The sequence below is a fragment of the Pseudomonas sp. HY2-MNA-CIBAN-0224 genome (assembly GCF_040310285.1).
Classification (GTDB): Bacteria; Pseudomonadota; Gammaproteobacteria; order Pseudomonadales; family Pseudomonadaceae; genus Aquipseudomonas; species Aquipseudomonas helleri.
The window spans coordinates 1-262 of record NZ_JBEOPQ010000626.1; the positions used below are offsets into that span (position 1 = coordinate 1).

Consider the following 262-nt stretch of genomic DNA (forward strand, 5'->3'; position numbering starts at 1 on the left):
GCACCTGCATTGATTTGGGTCAGTGATGATAAGCAAGTGTATCTGAGTGAGTTTATTGATCAACCAGAGACAGACTGGTCGATATTTGCCTCAATGCGCAGTCACTTATCGCTTGGGCAATCGACAAATCAATCCATTTCGGCTGTGGATGCCGTTCCTTTACTTAGTGCATTATTTTGTAAACTCAGTGTGTTGCCGGTGCCGGAGAAAAGCATTACCGTTAGTGAGCAATGGCAACAATATGCATACCAATTAGATTCAT

At 43.1% G+C, this 262-nt stretch carries 1 protein-coding gene; it reads left to right on the top strand.

Annotated elements, in window-relative coordinates; translation table 11 throughout:
- Positions 1–262 (top strand): hypothetical protein (locus tag AAEZ03_RS27820; RefSeq protein ID WP_350583127.1); only part of this gene is annotated, 262 nt, incomplete at both ends.